The sequence below is a fragment of the Kitasatospora sp. NPDC032121 genome (genome assembly GCF_055580145.1).
Window position 1 is genome coordinate 96,515 of the sequence record NZ_JBVILX010000011.1, and the last position, 21,939, is coordinate 118,453.

Below are 21,939 nucleotides of genomic sequence, written 5' to 3' on the forward strand. Positions count from 1 at the left end.
TGCCCAGGATGGGTGGTCGGGTTCCGGTTCGTCCACGCATTTGTCCTGGAGTGCGCGTGGGGATGGGGGGCGTGTGTCGGGCGGGTGCGCTGGGGTGGCAGTAATTCGGCGACGGCTGGCGTCAATGCCGCTGGTGGGGGCCTCCGGTGGCGGGGATGCTGGGCCCATGAGTACTTCTGAGAGCACGCCGGGGGCCACCGTCGACGCGGGGATCGTCCCGGACACCAAGGACTGGACCTGGGTGCTGGAACGCCCCTGCCCCGACTGCGGGTTGGACACCCCGCGGGTGGTGCGGGAGGACGTCGCCGGGATGGTCCGGGCCAATGCGGAGGGCTGGCTTGCGGTGTTGGCGGGGGACGGGGAGGGGCTGCGCCGGCGGCCGGCGCCGGGGGTGTGGTCGGCGCTGGAGTACGCGTGCCACGTCCGGGACGTCTTCCGGCTGTTCGACGTCCGGCTGGGTCTGATGCTGGACCGGGACGACCCGCTGTTCCCCAACTGGGACCAGGACGGGACGGCCGTCGCCGAGCGCTACGGGGAGCAGGATCCGCGGGTGGTGGCCGGGGAGTTGGCGCGGGCCGCGGAGACGCTCGCCGGGGCCTTCGGGCGGGTGGCCGGTACGCAGTGGGAGCGGACCGGGAACCGCAGCGACGGGGCGCGGTTCACGGTCGAGTCGTTCTCCCGGTACCTGATCCACGACCCGGTGCACCACCTGTTCGACGTGACGGGCGAGCGGGTCTGAGGCCGGGCGGGGGTTGGCGGAAGGGCCGCAGCCGGCGGCCGGGGCGCGGCGTCACCAGCCGGAGGCCTCGCGCAGCATGGTGCGGCGCAGCCGCCCGGCCACGCTGGCGGCGTCGGTGCCGATGACGTCGGCGATCTCGGGGGCGGCGAGGCCGACGACGTAGTGCAGGATCGCGAGGTCGTCGTCGGCCGGGTGGCGGTCCGGGGCGGCGGGCATCCGGCGGCTGTGTTCGGCGACGGTGCCGCGCAGGATGTCCCAGGCGTGCGCGGTCGGGTTGGAGCTGCCCATCAACTCCCGCCAGAGCACCGCGATTTCCGCGAAGGCCTGCTGGACGGCGGCGGTCGCGGCGCTGTGCTCGGTCAGCCACACGTGCGCGTAGCTGAGGTACCGGGGGCGGTGGAGTTCGCAGAACGCGGTGAACTCCAGTGGTACGTCCGCCGGCTCGCCGGGCCCCGGGGGCGGCTCGGCGGAACTCTCGTGACGGTTGGTCATCTCGGCTTCTCAAAAAGGGAGATGGGTTTCTGACGGTCGATCATCTGTGCTCACTCTACGGTAGGCCCTCGGTGCGCTGGGTGACCAATCCGATGGAATGCCCGGAACCCGTCGCCGCCAGGCCGGTTCCGGTGGAGAACGGGTGCGACGAGGCGGCGGGACGGTCGGGCGGGGGGCCGGCGAGGGCCGGCGGGGCAGTGCTGCGCAGTGGCGTGGGGCTCGTAGGTGCGAGCGTGTCGCGGCTGGTCAGAGGGTGTGGACGGCGATGGCTGCAAGGCAGTTGATGTGCCACCGTAGGGCCTGGGGAGGCTGGCGTCCACGCCCAGGGCGCGAACCTGTGCGCGCACAACCACCCGCACAACCGCGCCCGCGATCAGCACGGAGATCGTCGTGAAGATCACCACGGACGGGGGCATGGTCGTCACCGCGGTGACGACCGCACGGGGGACGGCGCCCACCAGGGACGGCGGGCACGGGGGCGGCGGGCGCAGGGGCCGCGGGCGCGGAGGCGGCGGGCACGGGGACGGCGGGCGCAGGGGCGGCGGGCCGGGTCTCGCCGCGCCCATCGACCGTGCCCCGGCGGTCTGGACGGGACCGGCCGGGGCGGTGGGGCGGGCGGATCGACTGCCCGTCAGGAGGTGGTCCGGGTCTCCGTGGGGGAGATCCGGTCGGCGGCGGTGTCCCGTTCGACCTGGGTCGGGAAGGCTTCGACGGCCCGCCGTCGGGCCGCCTGTGCCGCCGTGGCGGCAGCGGCCGCAGCCGCCGCGGCCGCCCCGGCGGCGGCCTCCTCGCGTTCGCGCCGGTGCGCCGCCCCCGAGGGGTGCCCACCCGCGCCATGAGTGCCCGGGGCGTGTCCACCGGGGGCGTGCCCGCCGCCGGTCAGCGTTCCGGGGGTGAGCCCGCCGGCCGCGAGGGTTCCGGCGGGCCGTCCCGCCGCCCGTCGTCGGCGGCCGAGCGCGGCCCGGGCGGCGTGTTCCTCGGCGGCCTGTCTAGCGGCCAGGTAGGCCTGCACGGCCGCCATGCCGTAGACGGGTTGGATGAGTTGGTGGCCTTTGAAGAAGGGTCTGGCCGGGGCGAACCCGGCGGCGACCACGAGGTCGCGGATCTCTGCTATCTCGGCCTCACTGCGGGCGGTGAAGCGGACCTCCCAGCCCTTCTTGTACGTATGGCCCTTCTCGCCGCTGCGGCGGGCGGGGTCCGGGCGGCGGACGTATCCGGGCAGACGGCCGAGGCGGAGCTGGGCCGCGCGGAGGCCGGCGGTCTCGTCACGTGACATGACGTAAGCCTAGGCAATCCCCGGGGCGGGATTGACGCCTTGGGGTTCCCTCGCCGTATGCCCTTGGTCACTCTGGGTCAGACGGCCAGGTTGGCGATCGTTTTCGATCACATATGACAACCTGATGAGCGTCAATTACTCCAAATGAGTGAGGGTATGAGGACTTTAGTGCGGGCTGATCCCGGTTTCGCGACGGTTGGGTAACAGTGCGTCAGGGTCCCGGTCGCAGGTCCTGGCGGTTGGGGATGGTGTCGGCATGAGCTACCGGATTCCGTCCCCGCCGCCGTCCCTGGAGGACCTGGCGAAGCGTCAGCAGAACGTCGTCACCGCGAGTCAGTTGCGCGCCCGGGGCGTGCCGGCCCGGATCATCACCGAGCACTGCCGCCGGGGCGGTCCCTGGCAGCGGATGCTGCCCAGGGTCTACCTGCTGCAGGCCGCGGAGCCCACCCCCGAGCAGCGGATGTGGGCCGCGCTGCTGTACGCCGCGCAGAACGGGCGCCAGGAGGGCCGCGGGGAGGGCGCGGTGATCACCGGCGCGGCCGCGCTGGCGCTGTACGGCTTCACCGTCGTGCCCCGGCTGCCCGCGGTGACCGGGGTGGACGTCCTGGTGCCCCGGCAGCGCCGGCTGAAGGACGTCGGCGGGGTGCGGATCCGGCGCACCGAACGGGAGTTGGTGGCCCGCTCGGTGCACGGCCTGGCCTGTGCGCCGGTGGCCAGGGCGGTCGCCGACGCGCTGGTCGAGTGGACGGCGGAGCCGAGTGGCCCGGCGCCGGTGCGCGCGGTGCTGCGGGAGGCCGTCGGTGGGCCCGGGAACCGCTGCACGGTACAGGAGTTGGTGACCGAGCTGACCGACTCCGGGTTGACCCGCGAGCCCCGGGTGCGGGCCGCGCTGGACGAACTCCTCGCCGCCGAACGGGACGTGGTGCTGGAGCGGCTGGGCCGGCTGGTGGACGAGTGGCGGTTGCCCGCCCCGCTGAACGCCCCGGAGCTGCGGATGGGCGGCGGCACCTACATCGCCGTCCCGGACCTCTACTGGCCGGAGCGGGGCGTCGCGGTGGAGGTGGACCCGGAGCTGCGCTGCGTGAGCGAGGGCGAGGCCGCCTGGGTGCGCGGCGGCCGGCAGCGGATGGAGTACCTGGGAGTCCGGGTGGTGTACGTCTGCGGGGCGCGGCTGGCCGCCGACCCGGACGCGGTCGGCGGCGAACTGCGCGAGGCGTACCGGGCCGGCGGGACGGACGTGGTGGAGCTGCTGGTGGTCTGAGCGGACGGCGGCTCCGCGGGCACCGCGCCCGCGTCCACCGGAGCCGCTACGGACGCACCACCGGTTCGCCGACCAGCTCGACCCCGGCCGCCCGCAGCTCCGCCAGCGCGGCGGCGGTGGTCTCCGGGGCGACCCCGGCGGTGAGGTCCAGCAGCACGCGGGTGGTGAAGCCCGCCCGGGCGGCGTCCAGCGCGGTCGCCCGGACGCAGTGGTCGGTGGCGATGCCGACCACGTCGACCCGGTCGACCTGCCGCTCGCGCAGCCACTCCACCGGACCGCGGTTGTTCTCGTCCAGCCCCTCGAAGCCGCTGTACGCCGCCGAGTGGGCGCCCTTGTCGAAGACCGCCTCGACCGCGCCGGAGATGACGGCGGGTGCGAAGTTGGGGTGGAAGCCCACGCCCTCGGTGCCGGCCACGCAGTGCGGCGGCCAGCTGTCGACGTAGTCAGGCTCGGCGGAGAAGTGGGCGCCCGGGTCGATGTGGTGGTCGCGGGTGGCGAGGACGTGCCGGTAGCCGGGGGAGGACTCGGCGATCAGGTCGGTGATGGCGGCGGCCACCTCGGCGCCGCCGGCGACGGCCAGGCTGCCGCCCTCGCAGAAGTCGTTCTGCACGTCGACGACGATCAGTGCCCGGTACATGGCTCGCAACCTCGGATCTCGGGGGCCCGCGGGAGGCGGCGCCCCGGTGGGGGGAGCCCTCGGGAGTGCGCGGCCCGGCCGTGCCGGGCGCGGGGGGTCCTCGGGGAGCTCCTGGGGAACTCGGGGAACTCTACGGCTGACTCTAGGGAGTGGCGCGCGGGGGCGGAAGCCCCGGGGCGGGTCCGGCGCCCGGGGCCGGAACGCCGGACCGGCCCCGGGCTCGGCCTCAGCGGGCCGGCCCGGCGGGCAGCGCCAGTTCGGTCGGCAGCACCGGGTCGCCCTTGGACAGCTGGGTGGCCGACAGCGGCAGCGCGGCGCGGGCGCGCACGTGCCGGTCGCGGGCGGCGCTCAGCGGCTCCCGCCCGACGGTCTCGCCGGCCAGCACCAGCGGCACCTGCACCAGGTGCGGCCGCAGCTCCTCCGGGACGGGCCCGGTGCCGACCACCTCGGCCTCGGCCACGCCGTCGGCGTCGGGCCGGCGGGCGGCCCACTTGCGGCCGCCGATGCTGGTCTTGCCGCCGGCCGCGCGCTTGGCCACCGGCACCAGCGGCCCGCCGTCGGTCTCGGCGCGGGCGACGAGCTTGTAGACCATCGCGCAGGTCGGGTGCCCGCTGCCGGTGACCAGGCTGGTGCCGACGCCGTAGCCGTCCACCGGGGCGGCGGCCAGGGCGGCGATCGCGTACTCGTCCAGGTCCGAGGTGACGATGATCCTGGTCCGGTCGGCGCCGAGGTCGTCCAGTTGGCGGCGGACCCGGTGGGCCAGCAGGGTGAGGTCGCCGGAGTCGATCCGGACGGCGCCCAGTTCGGGGCCGGCCACCTCGACCGCGGTGCGCACGGCCTCGCGCAGGTCGAAGGTGTCGACCAGCAGCGTGGTGCCCCGGCCCATGGAGGCGATCTGCGCCTTGAAGGCGTCCCGCTCGCTGTCGTGCACCAGGGTGAAGGCGTGGGCGGCGGTGCCGGTGGTCGGGATGCCGTGGGTGAAGCCGGCCTCCAGGTCGGAGGTGGCGGCGAAGCCGGCCACGTAGGCGGCCCGGGCGGCGGAGACGGCGGCGTGCTCGTGGGCCCGGCGGGCGCCCATCTCGATCACCGGGCGGCCGCCGGCGGCGGCGGTCATCCGGGAGGCGGCCGCGGCGATGGCCGAGTCGTGGTTGAGGATCGAGAGGATCACCGTCTCCAGGATCACCGCCTCGGCGAAGCTGCCCTCGACGGTGAGCAGCGGCGAGCCGGGGAAGTAGACCTCGCCCTCGGGGTAGCCGTGGACGTCGCCGCGGAAGCGGTAGTCGGCGAGGAAGCGCAGGGTGTCCTCGTCGACCACGTCCTGGTCGGCCAGCCAGTCCAGCTGGGGGGTGGTGAAGCGGAAGTTCTCGACGGCGTCCAGCACCCGGCCGGTGCCGGCCATGACGCCGTAGCGGCGACCGCTCGGCAGGCGGCGGGTGAACACCTCGAAGACGGAGCGGCGGTGCGCGGCCCCGCTGCGCAGGGCGGCCTGCAGCATGGTGAGCTCGTAGCGGTCGGTGAGCAGCGCGGTCGAGCCGGCCGCGCGCACTGAAGTGGCGTCCATACGGATGATGCTACTACCACTTAGCGTCAGAGTGACGATTTCTCATGGAGCATGCCGGGCCGGAATCGCCCGGCTCTCGCCCGGATGGCAGCATGGGGCGTGAGGGGTTACGGACGACTGTGCAGCGAGGAGGACCCGGCGTGAGCGTCGCGCCCGTGGAGATCGAGCGCCCGGAGGTCGAAGGGGTACCGGTGACCGAGCCGGACACGCCCTGGGTGACCATCGTGCACAACGACCCGGTCAACCTGATGAGCTACGTCCAGCACGTCTTCCAGGCCTACTTCGGGTACCCGAAGGACAAGGCCAGGAAGCTGATGATGGACGTCCATACCAAGGGTCGGGCGGTGGTCTCCAGCGGCTCCCGCGAGGAGATGGAGCGCGACGTCCAGGCGATGCACGGCTACGGCCTCTGGGCGACGCTGCAGCACGACTGACGCCGGGCCGACCGGCGCCGGCGGGACGGGCGCCGGCGCGACCGGGCGCGGGCGGCCGGCACCGACCCGATCGGTGCCGGGCCGCGGGCCGTACGACCGAAGACGACGAAGACGGGCTGACCGATACAGATGGCTGGGTTGTTCGAGAGCACCGGCGGTGGTGGCGCGGCGATCGCGCTGGACGAGTGGGAGGCCTCCATCCTGCGCTCGCTGGAAGTGCAGTTGCTGGAGCTGATCGGCCCCGGCCCGGGCGGGGGCGGCGACGACCCGCTGGCCGCGCTGTTCGCCGAGGGGCCGACCGAGGCGCCCGCCGACCCGGTGCTGGCCCGGCTCTTCCCGGACGCCTACGGCGACCCGGAGAAGCCGAGCGACGAGGAGGCGAAGGTCGCGTCCGGGGAGTTCCGCCGTTTCACCGAGCTGGACCTGCGGGCCCGCAAGCGGGACGACGCGCTGTTCGTCGTCCGGGCGCTGGACGGCCTCGGTGACGGCGGCGGGGTGCTCAAGCTGTCCGTGCCCGACTGCCTGCGCTGGCTGGGCGCGCTGAACGACCTGCGGTTGGCCGTCGGCGTCCGGCTGGAGGTCACCGAGGACGACGAGGACGGCCTCTACGAACTGCCGGACGGTGACGAGCGCAAGCCGCTGGTGATGGCGTACCTGTGGCTGGGTGCCCTGCAGGAGTCGCTGCTGGAGGCCATGGCGGACTGATTCCGCGTGGGCTGACCCCCTTGGGGGAGCGATCCTGCCCGATTCCGGGCAAGCCCCGGCCGATTTGTCCAGAGTGTGGACGATCAGCCGGGGCATTTCTTATGAAAATCGGGCAAACCATACCAGGTTATGCTCAAATAACGCTCAGATGGACACCGCTATCCGAACCCCGCGTGGTACGACTTCTCCACCCCCGAGACCGACCAGGACGGTGCATAGTGGCCGAGAAGTTGTACGACGAAATGGTCGACAATCCGCCGGATGCGGAGGGCTACGAGCGCGGGCTCGGCAGCCGCCAGATCCAGATGATCGCGATCGGCGGAGCCATCGGCACCGGCCTGTTCCTCGGTGCGGGCACCGCGATCTCCCGCTCCGGCCCGAGCCTGATCCTCTCCTACGCCGTCGCCGGCCTGGTGATCTTCGTGATCATGCGGGCGCTCGGCGAACTGCTCACCTACCGCCCGGTCTCGGGCAGCTTCGCCGAGTACGCCCGGGAGTTCCTCGGCCCCTTCGCCGGCTACGTGACCGGCTGGACGTACTGGCTGTTCTGGGTCGTCACCGGCATGGCGGAGACCACCGCCGCCGCCGTCTACGTGCGGTTCTGGGCGCCCGACATACCGCAGTGGATCAGCGCGCTGACCTTCCTGGTCGTGCTCTACGCGGCCAACCTGATCTCGGTGAAGCTGTTCGGCGAGATCGAGTTCTGGTTCTCCATGGTCAAGGTCACCGCCATCATCGGCATGATCCTGATCGGCGTCGGGGTGCTGACACTCGGCTTCAGCAAGGCCGGTGACACCGCGTCACTCGGCCACCTCTGGCAGGACGGCGGCTTCTTCCCGCAGGGCATCGGTTCCACCGTGATGACCCTCCAGATCGTCATGTTCGCCTACCTGGGCGTCGAACTCGTCGGCGTCACCGCGGGCGAGAGCGAGAACCCCGAGAAGACCCTGCCGCGCGCCATCAACACGCTGCCCTGGCGGATCATGCTGTTCTACATCGGCGCCCTGGTGGTCATCCTCTCGCTCGTGCCGTGGACCGAATTCCAGCCCGGCGTCAGCCCGTTCGTCGCCGCCTTCGGCAAGATCGGCATCCCGGCGGCGGCCGGCATCATCAACTTCGTGGTGCTCACCGCGGCGCTCTCCTCCTGCAACTCCGGGATGTACTCCACCGGCCGCATGCTGCGCGACCTCGCGCTGAGCGGCCAGGCCCCGGGGCGGCTCACCAGGCTCAACTCCCGCCGCACCCCGGCCTTCGCGATCACCGTCTCCAGCCTGCTGATGGGCGTCGGCGTGGTCCTCAACTACCTCGTCCCGGCGCGGGCGTTCGAGTACATCACCTCGGTCGCCACGGTCTGCGGCCTGTGGACCTGGGCGATGATCCTGATCTCCCAGATCCGCTACCGCCGGGCCTGGCAGGCCGGCCACCTGCCGCCGCCCACCTTCAAGGCGCCCGGCGGCGCCTGGGTCAGCGGGGCCGCGCTCGCCTTCCTCGCCCTGGTCGTGGTGCTGATCGGCCTGGACCGGGACAACCGGATCTCGCTGTTCGTCTTCCCGGGCTGGGCCCTGCTGCTGGTGGTCGGCTACCAGGTGCTCAAGCGCCGCGACCCGCGGGCCCTGCGCGGCGGCGCCCAGGACCCGGAGCCCGCCGTCGGCGCCGCAGCGGACGCCCGCGACGGGAACGTGGACACCCACTGACCGCGCCCCGGACGCCCCGGCGGCCATCCGCCGGGGCGTGGCTATCCTGAGCCGCATGCTGACCATCACCCGAGAACTCCGCGACCGGATCGTGGCCCACGCCCGCGCCGACCACCCGGACGAGGCCTGCGGCGTGGTCGCAGGACCGGCCGGCAGCGGCCGACCCGAGCGGTTCGTCCCGATGCTCAACGCCGCCCGCTCGCCCACCTTCTACGAGTTCGACTCGGGCGACCTGCTCAAGCTCTACCGCGAGATGGACGACCGCGACGAGGAGCCGGTGATCGTCTACCACTCGCACACCGCCACCGAGGCCTACCCCTCGCGCACCGACGTGAGCTACGCCTCCGAACCGTTCGCCCACTACGTGCTGGTCTCCACCGCCGAGGGCGACGGCGAGGACGACCCCTACCAGTTCCGCTCGTTCCGCATCGTGGACGGCGAGATCACAGAGGAAGACGTTCAGGTCGTCGAGGCCTACCCGGCCTGACCGGCCCGCCCGCGGACCCGGCCCGCCGCCCCCTCCCGAGGGGTCGGCGGGCCGCCGTCGTCTCAGCCCTGGGAACGGGAACATCCGGATCCCGAGACGGGCATGTCGGAGCGGGCCCGGGAATCTATACGATGAGTTCATGCGTTCCGTCGATGTGAGCACTCAGGCCCCGGGCACCCGCCTCGTGGCGCGCCTGCACATCGACCTGTGCCGGCACGCCGGTGCGATCTGTCCCGGCACGCCCGTGCGCTCGCGCTGAGAGCCGCTTCACCACCTCACCCGGGCCCGCCGCCCACCGGCGACGCCGAGCCCCGGGCACCCCTCCGCCCTGCCGCGTCCGCAGCGGCCCACCCACTCCACGACCCGCACAGGAGCGCACTCATGGCCATCGAGGTCCGCATCCCGACCATCCTCCGCACCTACACCGACGGCGCCAAGGCCGTCGAGGGCAACGGCAGCAATCTCGGGGAACTCTTCGCCGACCTCGACGCCCGCCACCCGGGCATCGCCGCCCGCCTGGTCGAGGGCGGCGAGCTGCGCCGCTTCGTCAACGTCTACCTGAACGACGAGGACGTCCGCTTCCTGGAGGGCATCTCCACCGCCCTCGCCGACGGCGACAGCGTCACCATCCTGCCCGCCGTGGCCGGCGGCGCCCGCTAGACCACCCGGTTCCCCCGCCGCGGCGGGGGAACCACCCCCGCCACCCTCACCGCCTTGGCCGGAGGCCTCCCTTGCGTTACGACAGTCCGCTCGAAGCCGTCGGCAACACCCCGCTGGTCCGCCTGCCGCGGCTGTCCGCCGCCGTCCCCGGCAACGCCGAGGGCCTGGTGAGCCTCTGGGCCAAGCTGGAGGACCGCAACCCCACCGGCTCGATCAAGGACCGCCCGGCCCTGCACATGATCGAGCGCGCCGAGGCCGACGGCCGGCTCACCCCCGGCTGCACCATCCTGGAGCCCACCAGCGGCAACACCGGCATCTCGCTGGCCATGGCCGCCAAGCTCAAGGGCTACCGGATGGTCTGCGTGATGCCCGAGAACACCAGCGAGGAACGGCGCGAGCTGCTCCGCATGTGGGGCGCCGAGATCATCTCCTCCCCGGCCGCCGGCGGCTCCAACACCGCCGTCCGGATCGCCAAGGAGACCGCCGCCGAGCACCCCGACTGGGTCATGCTCTACCAGTACGGCAACCCCGACAACGCGGGCGCCCACTACACCGGCACCGGCCCCGAGATCCTCGCCGACCTGCCGACCGTCACCCACTTCGTGGCCGGCCTCGGCACCACCGGCACCCTCATGGGCGTCGGCCGCTACCTGCGCGAGAAGGTCCCCGGCGTGAAGATCGTCGCCGCCGAGCCGCGCTACGACGACCTGGTGTACGGGCTGCGCAACCTGGACGAGGGCTTCGTCCCCGAGCTGTACGACGCCGAGGTGCTCACCACCCGCTTCTCCGTCGGCTCCGCGGACGCCGTCCGCCGCACCCGCGAACTCCTCCAGCAGGAGGGCATCTTCGCGGGCGTCTCGACCGGCGCCATCCTGCACGCGGCGATCGGCGTCGGCCGCAAGGCGGCGGCCGCGGGCGAGCGCGCGGACATCGTCTTCGTGGTCGCCGACGGCGGCTGGAAGTACCTGTCCACCGGCATCTACACCGCCGAGTCCACCGAGGCCGCGGTCGAGGCGCTGCAGGGCCAGCTCTGGGCCTGAGGCCCCGGCCTCAGCGGCTCTGAAGGGCCCGCTGGGTACGGGTCCAGACCTGCCGGTCCACCGCGCCGGCCCGGCGGCGGAACGCCGACAGCGGCACCTCGCGCAGCTCGTCGGTCTCCAGCCAGCTGGTCCGGCCCTGCCGGTCGCCCACCGAACCGGGCGGCAGCGCCAGCACGCCCGGGCGCTCGGCGTGGTGCCTGCTGGTGATCTTCGCGACGGTGGCGGTCCGGCCGTGCACCCGCAGCACCAGGCACGGGCGGTCCTTGGAGCCGGGGCCGTCCTCGAACGGCACCTGCGCCCACCAGATCTCCTGCGGCTGCGGGCCGGCCCCCGTCCGCGGACGCGGCTGCGGCCCGGCCGGCCCGGACGGGCGCGGGGCCGGACGGGCGCGCCGCACCAGCGCCGCCGCGGCGGCGGCCAGCAGCGCGACGCCGAGCAGCGACAGGACGAGCCAGGCAGCGGTCATGCCGTTCATGCGGCGAACCGTACCGGGCCGGGGGCGCACGCCACCACCGTGCGGTCCGTGACGGTCCGGTGGTCGGCCGCCGGACGTTCGTCCGCCCATTTGTCCGCGCACTGCTCCCGGTTCGTCACGGAACTGCCACAATGCCCGTTCTGCGCCCGGAGTTCCGCCCGGTCCGGCCAGGCTGCGTCACGAACGTCCGCCCCCGTCCCCCCGGAGGTGCCCCCGTGACCCGTGGCCCCGAGCTGTGGTCCTACGCCGAGATCGCCCGCCACATCAACGTCCGGCGCGAGACCGTCCGCAGCTACCGCCGGCACCGGCTGCTGCCCGATCCGGACGTGATCGACGGCAGCGGCCACCCGCGCTGGTACCCGTTCACCATCCGCACCTGGGCCCGCAACCGGCCCCGGCGGCGCTGATCCCCGGCCCGTCAACCGGCCCCGCTCCGGCCCCGGGCGTTCTGGTGATTCCGCCCACAGCCCGGCACGGGGACGGGGGCAAAGTGCCCCTCCGCCCTTACCCTCGACACACCAACGCAGTGCTACCGGCCGGTCCACCGGCCCCGGCCTGCCGTTTTCCATGCTGTTTTCCGTGGAGGACGGTGAAGCCGTTTTCCAGCAGCAGCCAGGACGTGTCGGGGCGGAGGGGCTCGGATGAAACTGACCGTGGTGGGGTGCTCGGGGAGCTTCCCGTCCGCCGACTCGCCCTGCTCCAGCTACCTGGTCGAGGCCGAGGGCTACCGCGTCGTCCTCGACCTCGGCAACGGGGCGCTCGGTGCCCTCCAGAAGTACGTCGGCCTCTACGACGTCGACGCCGTCCTGCTCAGCCACCTGCACGCCGACCACTGCGTCGACCTGTGCGCGTACTGGGTGGCCCGCAACTACCGCGCCGAGGGCTGCCCCGAGCTGCTGCCCGTGTACGGCCCGGCCGGCACCGCCGAGCGGCTCGCCCGCGCCTACGACATGCCGGAGAACCCCGGGATGAAGGAGGTGTTCGAGTTCCGCACGCTCACCCCCGGCAGCTTCGAGCTCGGCCCGTTCCGGGTCACCGTCGCCCAGGTCAACCACCCCGTCGACGCCTTCGCGTTCCGGCTGGAGCACGACGGCCGCTCGCTGGTCTACAGCGGGGACACCGGCGAGAGCGCCGAACTCGTCGAACTCGCCCGCGACACCGACCTCTTCCTCTGCGAGGCCGCGTACATCGACGGGCGCGACACCTACCAGGCCGTCCACCTCAACGGCCGCGAGGCGGGCGAACACGCCGCCGCGGCCGGGGCCCGCCGGCTCGTCCTCACCCACATCCCGCCGTGGACCGACGCCGAGCACAACCGTCGGGGCGCCGCGGCCGCCTACCCCGGGCCGGTCGAGGTCGCCCGGGCCGGCGCGGTGTACGAGGTCTGAGCAACTCGGCGCGGCGCCGGTGGGCGTGCCCGGCGTCGGCCCGCGGGTTCCCGGAAGGAACCCGGGAACCACCTGCAACCTCCGTGCATCCCGCGCGTCTTGGCCGCACGCCTTGGCCGCACGGCATCTCCGCGTTCGGCATCTCCGCGCTCGGCGTCTTCGCGGGCGGCGCCGCGCCGGGCACGGAGCAGCCCGCCGCGGTCCGCTGACCGACGTGGACGGGAGCGCCGGCTGACCGTCCCTCCGTTCACGGCCCGCCCGGAACACCCGGGCGGGCCGTGCCCGTTCAGCGCCGCCCGGGCACCGGCAGTCCGAGGTGCTCCCGCAGGGTGGAGCCGGTGTAGTCGGCGCGGAACACCCCGCGCTCCTGGAGCAGCGGCACCACCCGGTCGACGAACTCGTCCAGGCCGCCCGGGGTGAGGTGCGGGACGAGGATGAAGCCGTCGGCCGCGTCGTTCTGCACGAAGTGGTCGATCTGCGCGGCGACGGTTGCCGGCGAGCCGATGAAGGACTGTCGGCCGGTCAGCTCGATCACCAGCTCTCGGCTGGTCAGCCTCTTCTCCGCGGCCACCGCCCGCCACCGTTCGGCGACGGCCACCGGGTCGACGTGCCGGACCCTGCCCTGGACCAGGTCGCTGTCCGGGTCGGGGTCGACGGTGGGCAGCGGTCCGTCCGGGTCGTGGTCGGACAGGTCGATGCCCCAGACCTGTTCCAGGAAGGCGATCGTGGTCTGCGCGCTGACCTGGGCCCGGCGGATCCCGTGGGCCCGTTCGGCCGCCTCGGCGTCGGTGTCGCCGAGGGCGAAGGTGGCCGCGGGCATGATCTTCAGCTCGTCCGGCTTGCGCCCGTACGCGCCGAGCCGGCGCTTGACGTCGGTGTGGAAGGCCTGGCCGTCGGCGAGGGTGGAGTGCCGGGAGAACACCACGTCGGCGGTGGCGGCGGCGAACTCCCGCCCCTCGTCGGAGTCCCCGGCCTGGATCACCACCGGGTGGCCCTGCGGCGGCCGTGGCAGCGAGAGCCGGCCCTCGACCTCGAACTGCGGCCCCGAGTGCCGGACGGTCTCCTCCCCGGCGTCCCAGAACTCCCGTGCCAGCTGGACGGATTCGGCGGCCCGGGTGTAGCGGTCGGCGCGGTCCAGGTAGCCGCCGCGGCGGAAGTTCTCGCCGGTGAAGGCGTCCGAGGAGGTGACCACGTTCCAGGCCGCGCGGCCGCCGGAGAGGTGGTCCAGCGAGGCGAAGCGGCGGGCGAGTTCGTACGGCTCGTTGAAGGTCGCGTTGACGGTGGCGGCCAGGCCGAGCCGTTCGGTGACGGCGGCCAGCGCGTTCAGCACGGTGATCGACTCGGGGCGGCCGACCACGTCCAGGTCGTGGATGCGGCCCTTGGACTCGCGCAGCCGCAGGCCCTCGGCGAGGAAGAAGAAGTCGAACTTCCCGCGCTCGGCGGTCTGCGCGAGGTGGCGGAAGGAGGAGAACTCGATGTGGCTGCCGGAGGCCGGGTCGCTCCACACCGTGGTGTTGTTGACGCCGGGGAAGTGCGCGGCGAGGTGGATCTGCTTGAGCGGTCGGTCCGTCATCGGGTCACCTCGGCGAGGGCGGGGGAAGCGGTGGGGGCGTCGGCCGGGCGGGCGGCGTAGCGGCTGGCCGGGCGGGCCAGGCCGAGGTGGTCGCGCAGGGTGCGGCCGGTGTACTCGGCGCGCAGCAGTCCGGCGGCGCGCAGCGCGGGGGCGATCCGGTCGGCCAGCGCGGCCAGGTCGCGCGGGGGGTCGGCGGGGGAGAGGTGGAAGCCGTCGACGCCGGTGCCGGTCGCGGTGAGTTCGGCGAGCAGCCGCTCGTCGGCGGCGCGGTCGGGCAGGGCGGAGAGGCCGGCGTCGAGCCGGGCGAGGATGCGCAGGCCCTCGCCGGCCCGCAGCCGCAGTTCGGTGGCGGCGGTCAGCCGGGCGGCGCGGTCGGGGGCGTCGAGCAGGACGACGTCGGCGTGCCGGACCGCGGCGGCGACCCGGGCGCGCCCGCCCGGGGAGGCGTCCGGCGCGAGGTCGGCGGCGGAGAGGGGCACCGCTACCACCGGGCGGCCCTGGGGCGGGCGCGGGGTGATGGACGGGCCGCGGACCGAGAAGCGCGGGCCCGCGAAGTCGATGTAGTGCACCTTGTCGCGGTCGATGAACCGCCCGGTGGCGGTGTCGCGGATCTCCGCGTCGTCCTCCCAGCTGTCCCAGAGCCGGGCGGCCACCTCGACGGCGTCGGCGGCCTCGGCCCACAGCTCGTCCTCGGCGGCGACCGGTCGGCGGCCGAAGGCCCGCGCCTCGGCCTCGGTCGTGGAGACGCCGACCAGCCAGCCGGCCCGGCCCTCGCTCGCCCAGTCCAGGGTGTTGACCGAGATCGAGGTGTGGAAGGGCTCGGTGTGGGTGGTGGTGACGGTCGGCACCAGGCCGACCCGGCCGGTCAGCGGGGCGATCCGGGCGAGGGCGGCGAGCGCGTCGGGGCGGCTCGGCGCGGCGGCGAAGGAGTCGTCGAGGGTGACGAAGTCCAGGGTGGCCCGCTCGGCGAGACGGGCGAGGTAGGCGTAGTGCCCGGCGTCGAAGCGGCCGGGGCTGTCGAGGGCGGCGGACAGGTGCAACTGGCGGGGCATGGTGAGCCTGACTTCCTCGTGCGGACGCGTGCGCGCACCGGAGCGGCCCGTGCCGGGGCACGGGTGCGCGGGGCGCGCGGGAGCGCGGTGGCGGCCCGCGGGCGGAGCCCGTACGGGCGGGGGAGGGAAGGACCGGCGCCGGGCGGGTCGTCAGCCGGGCGGCGGCGGGGGAACGGTCAGCTCAGCCGCGACACGCCGCGGACCACACGCGACCGAAGTCGATGTGGCTGCGGGTGACCAGCGGGCACGAGGCGTTCACCGCTTCAGTTGACCAGGGCCTCCGGCGATTCGTCAACCGCCGTTTCCGTCCGTGGACACGGCCGCTCGGCGGGCCCGGGATCACGCGGGGCGGACCCGGGGTCGCGCTCGGCGGGCCCGGGGTCGCGCGGGCCGGGCCCGGGTACGCCGAAGGCCCCGCCCGGCCGCTGGGGGGACAGCGGCGGGGCGGGGCCTTCGAGGCGTGCGGTGACGCGGGCGTCGGGCCTCAGGCGTCGGGCCTCAGGCCTTGGTGACGTCCTCGATCTCGTCGTCGTCCTCGCGACCGGGGGTCTTGAGGTCGAACCTGGCGATCGCGAAGCGGAACAGGAAGTAGTAGATCGCGGCGAAGACCAGGCCGAGCGGGATGATCATCCACGGGTCGGTGGCCTTGTTCCAGGCCAGCAGGTAGTCGATCAGGCCACCGGAGAAGGTGAAGCCGTCGTGCACGCCGAGCGCCCAGGTGACGGTCATCGAGACGGCGGTGAGCAGCGCGTGGATGACGTACAGGACCGGGGCGATGAAGACGAAGGCGAACTCGATCGGCTCGGTGACACCGGTCACGAAGGAGGTCAGGGCCAGCGAGACCATCATGCCGGTGACGGCCTTGCGGCGGTGCGGCTTGGCGGCGTGGGCGATGGCGAGCGCGGCGGCGGGCAGCGCGAACATCATGATCGGGTAGAAGCCCGACATGAACTGTCCGGCGGTCGGGTCGCCGGCGAAGAAGCGGGTCAGGTCGCCGTGCACGACGGTGCCGTCGGGCTTGGTGAAGTCACCGGTCTGGAACCAGGCGTAGGAGTTCACGAACTGGTGCATGCCGACCGGCAGCAGACCGCGGTTGACCAGGCCGAACGCGCCCGCACCGAACGCGCCGGCGCCGATCAGGGTGTCGTTGAGGCTCTTGATGGCGTCGCCGATCGGGCCCCAGGCCAGACCGAAGAAGACGCCGACGGCGGTGCCGACGAAGGCCATGATGATCGGGACCAGGCGGCGGCCGTTGAAGAAGCCGAGCCAGTCGACCAGCCTGGTGCGGTGGTACTTCTGCCACAGCACCGCGGCCAGCAGGCCGATCACGATGCCGCCGAGCACACCCGGGTTCTGGTAGGTGGCGGCCTCGTCCTTGCCGGGGAGGATCTTGTACTCGGTGATCGGGAACGCGGTGAGCACGTTCTTGTAGACCAGGAAGCCGACCAGCGCGGCCAGAGCGGTGGAGCCGTCGGCCTTCTTCGCGTAGCCGATCGCGATGCCCACCGCGAAGAGCATCGGGAGAGCGTCGAAGACCGAGGAGCCGGCGGTGTTGAACACCGCGGCGACCTTGTCCCAGCCGAGACCGTCCTTGCCGAACACGTCGTCCTGGCCGAGACGCATCAGCAGACCGGCGGCGGGGAGCACCGCGATGGGCAGCTGGAGGCTGCGGCCGATCTTCTGCAGACCCTGGAGGAGGTTCTGGCCGAACTGCTTGGCGGGGCTTGGCGAGGCCGGAGCCTTAGCGGGCGCCGGTGCCTGCTCAGACTGACTCATGGGGGTGGGTTCCTAACGGCATGGCGGTCGGTCGGGGGAGGCACAGGGGGCCAACCGCAAACTGGTCTACACCACACGTGGTGTAGACCAGTTTTGTAGCACGGGCGGGGAAGTCGAGGAACCCCGGAAAGCGCTGTCGCCGGGAAGCGCTATGAAATCGAAACCTACTTACCGAATGGCGATCTTGGTCCCGGTCGCGATTGGGATTTTGGCCGACGGCGCAACAAAATCGATTTTGGATAATCGCGCAACAAAAGCACGGTGTGCCTGACGGGGCGTCCGGCCTGGGTCGGGCCTGGGGCGTCCGCCACCGGCCCGGCCCTTTCGGGAAATGCCGAAGGCCCCCGGGCCGGTGGTCCGGAGGCCAATGCGGGGATAACCCGGGCGCCGCCCGGTTTCAGGCCTTGGTGACGTCCTCGACCTCCGCCTCGTCCTCCCGGCCGGGAGTTTTCAGGTCGAATTTGACGATGATGAACCGGAAGAGCGCGTAGTACACGGCGGCGAAGCAGAGCCCGATCGGGATGATCAGCCACGGCTTGGTGGCCAGCCCCCAGTTGATGACGTAGTCGATCAGGCCGGCCGAGAAGCTGAACCCGTCGTGCACCCCGAGCCCCCAGGTCACCGCCATCGACGCGCCGGTCAGCACCGCGTGCACGGCGTACAGGGCCGGGGCGATGTAGGCGAAGGAGTACTCGATCGGCTCGGTGACACCCGTCACGAAGGAGGTCAGGCCGACCGAGAGCATCAGGCCGTACATCTCCTTGCGCCGGTGCGGCTTCGCCGAGTGGGCGATCGCGAGCGCGGCGGCGGGCAGCGCGAACATCATGATCGGGAAGAAGCCGGACTGGAACTGGCCGGCCGTCGGGTCGCCCGCCAGGAAGCGCGGGATGTCGCCGTGCACGATCGTGCCGTCCGGCTTGACGAACTCCCCGAACTGGAACCAGACGAAGGTGTTCAGCAGCTGGTGCATGCCGATCAGCAGCAGTGCGCGGTTGAACAGGCCGAAGATGCCGGCGCCGCCCGCGCCCAGGTCGGCGAGGGTCTGCGAGAAGTCGTTCAGGCCGCGGCCGATCGGCGGCCAGATCCAGAGCGCCACCACGGCGGTGACCAGGCCCACCAGGGCGGTGATCATCGGCACCAGGCGGCGGCCGTTGAAGAACCCGAGCCAGTCCACCAGCCTGGTGCGGTGGAACCGGACCCACAGCCAGGCCGACATCAGGCCGATCAGGATGCCGCCCAGCACGCCCGGGTTCTGGTACGTCGCGGCGGCGATCTTCGCCGACGAGTAGCTCACGCACTGGCCGGACCAGGCGTCCGGGATCAGCGTCGTCCCCGCCGGGCACTTCTCCGGGAAGGCGTGCAGGACCCGGAAGTAGACCAGGAAGCCGACCACGGCGGCCAGCGCCGTCGAGCCGTCCGCCTTCTTCGCCATGCCGATCGCGACGCCGACGCAGAACAGCATCGGCAGGCCGAAGGAGGAGTCGAGCAGCGCGCCGCCCGCGGCGGCGAACACCCTGGCGACGTCGTCCCAGCCCAGCCCGTCCTTGCCGAAGACGTCGGGCTGGCCGAGCCGGTTGAGGATGCCGGCGGCCGGGAGCACCGCGACCGGCAGCTGCAGGGAGCGCCCCATCTTCTGGAGGCCGCCGTAGAAGGTGTGCCACCAGGTGGTCTGCGGGGCCGTGGCGCCTGCCGAACTCATCCTTCGCCCTCCGGGAGCAGTTGCCGACCGCAGGGGCCCCCGCGGGACCCTCGGGCGGGGGTCGGGAACACCCGGGGCCGTTCCCGCGTTCCTCGGAGTACACATATATTGGTGTAGACCACTTGGACGCGGGCCGTCCTCCGAGGGCACCAGCCCCGCTGATCGTCATCCTCGGGCGGCGATCGGGACCCTGCCCGCCGAGATGGGCCAAAAGTGGACTAACGTGGCGGACCGGACCGGCACGGGTGATGCTGGTCGCGCTGCTCGCCGGCCGACCGCAGCCGAACCCGCGTCAGCCACCGGCACGGACCTCACCACCCGACGGTCGAGGGACACCCCAGCACCAGCGCAGGACGGCACCCGGCAGAGCCGCCGAAGGGCCGAGACAGAGGGAGAAACCAGATGGCCAGCAAGGCTGAGAAGATCGTCGCCGGTCTGGGCGGCATCGACAACATCGAAGAGGTCGAGGGCTGCATCACCCGCCTGCGCACCGAGGTCAAGGACGCCTCCCTGGTCGACGAGGCCGCCCTCAAGGCCGCCGGCGCCCACGGCGTCGTGAAGATGGGCACCGCGATCCAGGTCGTCATCGGCACCGACGCCGACCCGATCGCCGCCGACATCGAGGACATGATGTGAGCTGACCCACCCGGGTCCAGCCCGCCCGGCCCGCCGACCCGCTCAGGGGGACGGCGGGCCGCGGCGCATCCGGAGCCGACCCGGGACCCGGCGGGGCCCGGCGCGGCGACGCATCGGGACCGGGCCTCCGGAGCGACTACGCTCAGTTCCTATGTCACGCATCGACGGCCGCACCCCCGAACAGCTCCGCCCGATCACCATCGAACGGGGCTGGAGCAAGCACGCCGAAGGCTCCGTCCTCATCTCCTACGGCGACACCAAGGTGCTGTGCACCGCCAGCGTCACCGAGGGCGTGCCCCGCTGGCGCAAGGGCAGCGGCGAGGGCTGGGTCACCGCCGAGTACTCCATGCTCCCGCGCGCCACCAACACCCGCGGCGACCGCGAGGCGGTCAAGGGCCGCATCGGCGGCCGCACCCACGAGATCAGCCGGCTCATCGGCCGCTCGCTGCGCGCCGTCGTGGACCACCGCGCGCTCGCCGAGAACACCATCGTCCTCGACTGCGACGTCCTCCAGGCCGACGGCGGCACCCGCACCGCCGCCATCACCGGCGCCTACGTCGCCCTGGTCGACGCCGTCGCCTGGGCCCGCGACAAGAAGCTGCTGCGCGCCAAGGGCCAGCCGATCACCGGTGGCGTCAGCGCCGTCAGCGTCGGCATCATCGACGGCGTCCCGATGCTCGACCTCCAGTACGAGGAGGACGTGCGCGCCGAGACCGACATGAACATCGTCTGCACCTCCGACGGCCGCTTCGTCGAGGTCCAGGGCACCGCCGAGGGCGCTCCCTTCGACCGCGAGCTGCTCGACCGGCTGCTCGACCTCGGCAGCCTCGGCTGCGCCGAACTGGACGAGATCCAGCGCAAGGCCCTGGAGGGCTGAACCGGCGCGGGCCCCGAAGCCGTCGACCGGATCGGACGCACGGTCAGCCCGCGGGCCCGGACGGCCGTTCGGGCCCGCGGGGCGAACGGCCCGCCGAACGATCCGCCTGCTGTACAGGCCGGGCCCGGAGACCGTACGGTTCCCGCAGCACTCCCGCTGCGGGAACCGCGCACCTCCCCGCGCGCGTCCCACCCCACGGAACCCGCGCCCCCCAGGAGGATCGGATGCCGTCGAGCATCGCCCGCCCCACCGCCCTCGCCGTGGCCGGCCTCATCGCGATCCTCCCGCTCAGCATGGTGAGCTGCTCCGCCGCCCAGAAGGCGCTCGACTGCGGCAACACCGCGGTGAAGATCACCGGCGACATCGCCGACGTCACCCAGGCCTACGACAACGCCAGCAACGACTCGGCGGCCGCCGGCCGGGCCCTGCAGAAGCTCAAGAACGACCTCGACCAGGTCGGGAAGAACTCCAAGAACACCGACGTCGCCAAGGCCGTGACCGACCTGCAGAAGCAGGTCGAGAACGTGCAGCGGGCGGCCGACAAGAACGAGGTCCCCGACCTCAAGCCGCTCGGCGACGCGGCGGGCAACCTCACCTCGGTCTGCACCGGCTGACCGTCCCCGGCCACTCGGTAGGGTGGGCGATATGTCCACCCGCCTGATCCTCGCCACCCGCAACCAGCACAAGGTCACCGAGCTCCGCGCCATCCTGGCGGACGCCGGCCTGGACGTCGAACTCGTCGGCGCCGACGCCTACCCGGAGATCCCCGACGTCCCCGAGACCGGCGTCACCTTCGCCGAGAACGCCCTGCTGAAAGCCCACGCCCTGGCCCGCGCCACCGGCCTGCCCGCCGTCGCCGACGACTCCGGCCTCTGCGTGGACGTGCTGAACGGCGCGCCCGGCATCTTCTCCGCCCGCTGGTCCGGCAAGCACGGCGACGACCGCGCCAACCTCGACCTGCTGCTCGCCCAGCTCTCCGACATCGCCGAGCCGCACCGCGGCGCCCACTTCTTCTGCGCCGCCGCCCTCGCCCTCCCCGACGGCACCGAGCGCGTCGTCGAGGGCCGCCTCCTCGGCACCCTGCGCACCGCCCCCGCCGGCGACGGCGGCTTCGGCTACGACCCGATCCTCCAGCCCCTCGGCGAGACCCGCACCTGCGCGGAGCTCACGGCGGAGGAGAAGAACGCCATCAGCCACCGCGGCCAGGCCTTCCGCGCCCTCGCCCCGGTGGTGAAGGACCTCCTCGGCTGACGCCCCGTCCGCTGGACGTCGAAGGCCCGCCCCGAGAGCGTCTCGGGGCGGGCCTTCGATTTCAAGGCTAGTGCGGCCTGAGGGACTCGAACCCTCACGGGATTTCTCCCACGGGCACCTAAAACCCGCGCGGCTGCCTGTTACGCCAAGGCCGCATGGCCTTCAGTCTAGGGCTTCGCTCTCGGTGGGAACACCGCGATTCGGTGCGGCGACGCGCGCCTGGTCC

The 21,939-nt window shown here is 72.9% G+C and carries 24 protein-coding genes and 1 tRNA gene; 15 read left to right on the forward strand and 10 right to left on the reverse strand.

What is annotated here, in order from left to right:
• Nucleotides 1-166 precede the first annotated feature (166 nt).
• The gene (locus tag ACZ5OX_RS25425; RefSeq protein ID WP_465633231.1) at nt 167-739 is read left to right on the forward strand and encodes a DinB family protein; all 573 of its coding nucleotides are present in this window, start codon (nt 167-169) and stop codon (nt 737-739) included.
• Between the two features lie 51 nt (nt 740-790).
• Here the strand turns inward: ACZ5OX_RS25425 and ACZ5OX_RS25430 are convergent, their stop codons facing one another.
• Nucleotides 791-1,231 (reverse strand): RNA polymerase sigma factor, encoded by a 441-nt coding sequence (locus ACZ5OX_RS25430; protein WP_449792169.1) that lies wholly within the window; start codon nt 1,229-1,231, stop codon nt 791-793.
• 631 nt (nt 1,232-1,862) lie between these two features.
• Nucleotides 1,863-2,507, reverse strand: coding sequence for a hypothetical protein (locus ACZ5OX_RS25435; RefSeq protein WP_465633233.1), 645 nt, complete (start codon nt 2,505-2,507; stop codon nt 1,863-1,865).
• A 256-nt stretch (nt 2,508-2,763) separates the two neighbouring features.
• Here ACZ5OX_RS25435 and ACZ5OX_RS25440 point away from each other — a divergent pair, with 256 nt between their 5' ends.
• Nucleotides 2,764-3,768 (forward strand): hypothetical protein, encoded by a 1,005-nt coding sequence (locus ACZ5OX_RS25440; protein WP_465633234.1) that lies wholly within the window; start codon nt 2,764-2,766, stop codon nt 3,766-3,768.
• Nucleotides 3,769-3,814: 46 nt separating this feature from the next.
• On the opposite strand, the gene ACZ5OX_RS25445 is transcribed toward ACZ5OX_RS25440, so the two are convergent.
• Nucleotides 3,815-4,405 carry an isochorismatase family protein gene (locus ACZ5OX_RS25445; RefSeq protein WP_465633236.1) on the reverse strand — a complete coding sequence of 197 codons (591 nt, stop codon included), beginning with the start codon at nt 4,403-4,405 and terminating at the stop codon, nt 3,815-3,817.
• 226 nt (nt 4,406-4,631) lie between these two features.
• Nucleotides 4,632-5,966 carry a nicotinate phosphoribosyltransferase gene (locus ACZ5OX_RS25450; RefSeq protein ID WP_465633238.1) on the reverse strand — a complete coding sequence of 445 codons (1,335 nt, stop codon included), beginning with the start codon at nt 5,964-5,966 and terminating at the stop codon, nt 4,632-4,634.
• A 140-nt stretch (nt 5,967-6,106) separates the two neighbouring features.
• Here ACZ5OX_RS25450 and clpS point away from each other — a divergent pair, with 140 nt between their 5' ends.
• From clpS to ACZ5OX_RS25485, 7 genes are all read left to right on the forward strand, one after another.
• The gene (clpS, locus tag ACZ5OX_RS25455) at nt 6,107-6,400 is read left to right on the forward strand and encodes an ATP-dependent Clp protease adapter ClpS (protein WP_360345960.1); all 294 of its coding nucleotides are present in this window, start codon (nt 6,107-6,109) and stop codon (nt 6,398-6,400) included.
• 129 nt (nt 6,401-6,529) lie between these two features.
• On the forward strand, nt 6,530-7,105 hold the full coding sequence (locus ACZ5OX_RS25460; protein ID WP_449792165.1) for a DUF2017 domain-containing protein: 576 nt from the start codon (nt 6,530-6,532) through the stop codon (nt 7,103-7,105).
• A 242-nt stretch (nt 7,106-7,347) separates the two neighbouring features.
• Complete coding sequence (locus ACZ5OX_RS25465) at nt 7,348-8,799, forward strand: amino acid permease (protein WP_465633438.1); 1,452 nt, start codon at nt 7,348-7,350, stop codon at nt 8,797-8,799.
• A 55-nt stretch (nt 8,800-8,854) separates the two neighbouring features.
• A complete protein-coding gene (locus tag ACZ5OX_RS25470) occupies nt 8,855-9,286 on the forward strand; it encodes a M67 family metallopeptidase (protein WP_280680035.1) in 432 nt (143 codons plus the stop codon).
• 139 nt (nt 9,287-9,425) lie between these two features.
• A complete protein-coding gene (locus tag ACZ5OX_RS25475) occupies nt 9,426-9,545 on the forward strand; it encodes a putative leader peptide (protein WP_465633241.1) in 120 nt (39 codons plus the stop codon).
• 122 nt (nt 9,546-9,667) lie between these two features.
• Complete coding sequence (locus ACZ5OX_RS25480; RefSeq protein WP_030257420.1) at nt 9,668-9,946, forward strand: MoaD/ThiS family protein; 279 nt, start codon at nt 9,668-9,670, stop codon at nt 9,944-9,946.
• Between the two features lie 71 nt (nt 9,947-10,017).
• On the forward strand, nt 10,018-10,986 hold the full coding sequence (locus ACZ5OX_RS25485) for a PLP-dependent cysteine synthase family protein (RefSeq protein WP_402407145.1): 969 nt from the start codon (nt 10,018-10,020) through the stop codon (nt 10,984-10,986).
• A 10-nt stretch (nt 10,987-10,996) separates the two neighbouring features.
• On the opposite strand, the gene ACZ5OX_RS25490 is transcribed toward ACZ5OX_RS25485, so the two are convergent.
• Entirely contained in the window at nt 10,997-11,461 is a 465-nt protein-coding gene (locus ACZ5OX_RS25490; RefSeq protein WP_449808838.1) for a type II toxin-antitoxin system PemK/MazF family toxin, read from the reverse strand.
• A 215-nt stretch (nt 11,462-11,676) separates the two neighbouring features.
• Between ACZ5OX_RS25490 and ACZ5OX_RS25495 the strand changes: the two genes are divergently transcribed.
• Both ACZ5OX_RS25495 and ACZ5OX_RS25500 read left to right on the forward strand, forming a co-directional pair.
• The gene (locus ACZ5OX_RS25495) at nt 11,677-11,868 is read left to right on the forward strand and encodes a MarR family transcriptional regulator (RefSeq protein ID WP_392881027.1); all 192 of its coding nucleotides are present in this window, start codon (nt 11,677-11,679) and stop codon (nt 11,866-11,868) included.
• A 234-nt stretch (nt 11,869-12,102) separates the two neighbouring features.
• Nucleotides 12,103-12,849 (forward strand): MBL fold metallo-hydrolase, encoded by a 747-nt coding sequence (locus ACZ5OX_RS25500; protein WP_465633244.1) that lies wholly within the window; start codon nt 12,103-12,105, stop codon nt 12,847-12,849.
• A 286-nt stretch (nt 12,850-13,135) separates the two neighbouring features.
• Here ACZ5OX_RS25500 and ACZ5OX_RS25505 read toward each other — a convergent pair whose 3' ends face one another.
• The 4 genes from ACZ5OX_RS25505 to ACZ5OX_RS25520 all read right to left on the reverse strand — a co-directional run bounded on the left by ACZ5OX_RS25505 (nt 13,136) and on the right by ACZ5OX_RS25520 (nt 18,949).
• Nucleotides 13,136-14,422: an LLM class flavin-dependent oxidoreductase gene (locus tag ACZ5OX_RS25505; protein WP_465633246.1), complete on the reverse strand. Its 1,287-nt coding sequence runs from the start codon at nt 14,420-14,422 to the stop codon at nt 13,136-13,138.
• Nucleotides 14,419-15,474: an LLM class flavin-dependent oxidoreductase gene (locus ACZ5OX_RS25510; RefSeq protein ID WP_465633248.1), complete on the reverse strand. Its 1,056-nt coding sequence runs from the start codon at nt 15,472-15,474 to the stop codon at nt 14,419-14,421. The genes ACZ5OX_RS25505 and ACZ5OX_RS25510 overlap by 4 nt, the downstream gene beginning before the upstream one ends.
• Nucleotides 15,475-15,972: 498 nt before the next feature.
• Nucleotides 15,973-17,250 carry a PTS transporter subunit EIIC gene (locus ACZ5OX_RS25515; protein ID WP_449789724.1) on the reverse strand — a complete coding sequence of 426 codons (1,278 nt, stop codon included), beginning with the start codon at nt 17,248-17,250 and terminating at the stop codon, nt 15,973-15,975.
• 397 nt (nt 17,251-17,647) lie between these two features.
• Nucleotides 17,648-18,949 carry a PTS transporter subunit EIIC gene (locus ACZ5OX_RS25520; protein ID WP_465633250.1) on the reverse strand — a complete coding sequence of 434 codons (1,302 nt, stop codon included), beginning with the start codon at nt 18,947-18,949 and terminating at the stop codon, nt 17,648-17,650.
• A gap of 402 nt (nt 18,950-19,351) precedes the next feature.
• On the opposite strand from ACZ5OX_RS25520, the gene ACZ5OX_RS25525 reads away from it, so the two are divergent.
• From ACZ5OX_RS25525 to rdgB, 4 genes are all read left to right on the forward strand, one after another.
• Complete coding sequence (locus ACZ5OX_RS25525) at nt 19,352-19,585, forward strand: PTS sugar transporter subunit IIB (RefSeq protein ID WP_030060521.1); 234 nt, start codon at nt 19,352-19,354, stop codon at nt 19,583-19,585.
• A 151-nt stretch (nt 19,586-19,736) separates the two neighbouring features.
• Nucleotides 19,737-20,462 (forward strand): ribonuclease PH, encoded by a 726-nt coding sequence (rph, locus tag ACZ5OX_RS25530; protein ID WP_360356381.1) that lies wholly within the window; start codon nt 19,737-19,739, stop codon nt 20,460-20,462.
• Nucleotides 20,463-20,686: 224 nt separating this feature from the next.
• Entirely contained in the window at nt 20,687-21,076 is a 390-nt protein-coding gene (locus ACZ5OX_RS25535) for a hypothetical protein (RefSeq protein ID WP_449789722.1), read from the forward strand.
• Nucleotides 21,077-21,107: 31 nt separating this feature from the next.
• Nucleotides 21,108-21,713, forward strand: a complete 606-nt coding sequence (gene rdgB / locus ACZ5OX_RS25540; protein ID WP_465633252.1) for an RdgB/HAM1 family non-canonical purine NTP pyrophosphatase — start codon at nt 21,108-21,110, stop codon at nt 21,711-21,713.
• Nucleotides 21,714-21,784: 71 nt separating this feature from the next.
• On the opposite strand, the gene ACZ5OX_RS25545 is transcribed toward rdgB, so the two are convergent.
• Nucleotides 21,785-21,868, reverse strand: a tRNA-Leu gene (locus ACZ5OX_RS25545).
• Nucleotides 21,869-21,939: the final 71 nt, after the last annotated feature.